This is a genomic window from Streptomyces sp. NRRL S-118 (assembly GCF_000716335.1).
In the GTDB taxonomy this organism is placed as follows: domain Bacteria; phylum Actinomycetota; class Actinomycetes; order Streptomycetales; family Streptomycetaceae; genus Streptomyces.
On sequence record NZ_KL591008.1, the window covers coordinates 323619 to 324064 of the forward strand.

Below are 446 nucleotides of genomic sequence, written 5' to 3' on the forward strand. Positions count from 1 at the left end.
CGAGATGGTCGAGCTCGGCCGTGAGCGCGAGGACATCGTCGCCCTCACCGCCGCCATGCTGCAGCCGGTCGGCCTGGACAAGTTCGCCAGGGCGTTCCCCGACCGGGTGTACGACGTCGGCATCGCCGAGCAGCACGCCGCGGTCTGCGCCGCCGGCCTCGCCACGGGCGGGCTGCACCCGGTCGTCGCCGTCTACGCCACCTTCCTCAACCGCGCCTTCGACCAGGTCCTCATGGACGTCGCCCTGCACCGGTGCGGAGTGACCTTCGTCCTGGACCGGGCCGGCATCACCGGCACCGACGGCGCCTCCCACAACGGCATGTGGGACATGTCCGTCCTCCAGGTCGTCCCCGGCCTGCGGATCGCCGCCCCGCGCGACGCCGACCAGCTCCGGGCGCAGCTGCGCGAGGCCGTCGAGGTCGACGACGCACCGACCGTCGTCCGCT

General features: G+C 73.3%; 1 pseudogene. It reads left to right on the forward strand.

Features of this window, described 5'->3' with window-relative positions:
• A pseudogene (locus IH00_RS39520) lies at positions 1 to 446 on the forward strand (1-deoxy-D-xylulose-5-phosphate synthase); the annotation flags it as partial.